The following is a 1,257-nucleotide window of genomic DNA, read 5'->3' as shown; positions in this document are numbered from 1 at the left end:
GCTCGGAACGGCTGATCTGCCGTGAAGTGCAGGTGAACCTCGCCTATCGCTGGTTCTGCAAGCTCGGTATCGAGGACGCTGTCCCGGATCATTCGGCGTTCTCGCGGGCCCGCAACGAGCGCTTCCGCGGTGGAGATGTTCTCCGCCGGGTGTTCGAACGGGTTGTCGAGACATGCATTGCCGCCGGTCTGGTTGGTGGCGAAGGATTTGCAGTCGATGCGAGCCTGATTGCGGCCGACGCGAACAAGCAGCGCTCGATCGCAGGTCAGGACTGGCGCAGGGATCGCGATCCGGCCAGGTCTAGCCGCGCGGTGAAGGAGTATTTGGCAACCCTCGACGATCCGGCGTGGGGCGCCGCCAGCGATGTCGTCCCGAAGTTTGTCTCGCCATCCGATCCGGCAGCGCAGTGGACCGGCGCTCACAAGGGGCCGGCATTCTTCGCGTACTCCGACAACTATCTCATCGACGTGAAGTTCGGCGTCATCGTTGATGTCGAGGCCTCCCGCGCCATTCGCCAGGCCGAGGTCGGTGCAGCAAAGACCATGATCGAACGGACCGAGGAACGCTTCGGTCTCAAGCCAGAGCGACTTGTCGGGGATACCGCTTACGGAGCGGCTCCGATGCTGAACTGGCTGGTCGAGGAGAAGGGCATCGCGCCGCATATCCCTGTGTTCGATAAGTCGAAGCGCGATGATGGAACCTTCTCGCGGAGCGACTTTCGAAATGATCCGACCGGCGACGTTTACCACTGCCCGGGTGGTAAGCGGCTTGGGACGAGCGGTACCGTGCACGAGGGCAAGACCCTTCTGTATCGTGCAAGCAAGCTCGACTGCGATGTATGCCCGCTCAAACCGCAGTGCTGCCCAAAGGAACCATCACGCAAGATCCCGCGCGATATCCATGAGCATGCCCGAGACATTGCCCGGTCGATCGCTGGCACCGAGGGCTTCGAGTTCTCCCGGCATCAGCGCAAGAAGATCGAGATGAACTTCGCACACTTGAAGCGCATCCTGAAGCTTGGTCGGCTCCGATTGCGCGGCCCGCAAGGTGCCCAGGATGAGTTTGTTCTAGCCGCCATCGCCCAGAATCTGAGGCGGTTTGCATCGCTGGTCGCACGACCCCCACCGGCTCAGGCTCTGCGCAGCGCGTAGCGTAGCGTCGAAGTTGCGTAAAATGCGTCAGGGCCAGCGCTTCAGAGCGCGGCTCAACGAAGGGCCCAGCCAAATCCATTGCAGCCGACTTTTGCAACAAAATCGG

At 61.7% G+C, this 1,257-nt stretch carries 1 protein-coding gene; it reads left to right on the top strand.

Features of this window, described 5'->3' with window-relative positions:
• Nucleotides 1-1,151: transposase (locus tag E4K64_RS39845; RefSeq protein ID WP_135167638.1), on the top strand; the 1,151-nt coding region annotated here is incomplete at its 5' end.
• Nucleotides 1,152-1,257: the final 106 nt, after the last annotated feature.

The sequence above is a fragment of the Bradyrhizobium frederickii genome (assembly GCF_004570865.1).
GTDB classification, from domain to species: domain Bacteria; phylum Pseudomonadota; class Alphaproteobacteria; order Rhizobiales; family Xanthobacteraceae; genus Bradyrhizobium; species Bradyrhizobium frederickii.
Note: the sequence above shows the minus strand (reverse complement) of the source record. Positions and strands in the feature narration are given on the sequence as shown.